The organism is Stutzerimonas tarimensis, assembly GCF_042648805.1.
GTDB lineage: Bacteria > Pseudomonadota > Gammaproteobacteria > Pseudomonadales > Pseudomonadaceae > Azomonas > Azomonas tarimensis.
Window position 1 is genome coordinate 1 of sequence record NZ_JBHRXZ010000013.1, and the last position, 527, is coordinate 527.

Here is a 527-nt window from a genome sequence, read left to right on the forward strand (position 1 = left end):
CTGACCGAGGCCTCGGTGATCCTCGAGGAGGTCAACCGCTGCGGGGGCAACTCCGGCACCGTCCACGGGCAGATGTACAACATGTTTACCCTGTTGCGCAATGGCAGCGAAGAGCAGAAACGCTATTACCTGCCGAAGCTGGCCAGCGGCGAGCTGCGCCTGCAGTCCATGGGCGTCACCGAACCCACCACCGGGACCGACACCACCAAGATCAAGACCACCGCCGTGCGCCGTGGCGACAAGTACGTGATCAACGGGCAAAAGGTGTGGATCTCGCGCATCCAGCATTCCGACCTGATGATCCTCCTGGCGCGCACCACACCGCTGGCCGAGGTCAAGCGCAAGTCCGAGGGCATGTCGATCTTCCTGGTCGACCTGCGTGAAGCGATCGGCAACGGCCTGACCGTGCAGCCGATCGCCAACATGGTCAATCACGAGACCAACGAGCTGTTCTTCGACAATCTGGAAATTCCCGCCGACAGCCTGATCGGCGAGGAAGGCCAGGGTTTCAAGTACATCCTCCACGG

General features: G+C 61.7%; 1 protein-coding gene. It reads left to right on the top strand.

Annotated features, from left to right (window positions below; translation table 11 throughout):
• Positions 1-527: acyl-CoA dehydrogenase family protein (locus ACFOMF_RS04970; RefSeq protein ID WP_386361827.1), on the top strand; the 527-nt coding region annotated here is incomplete at both ends.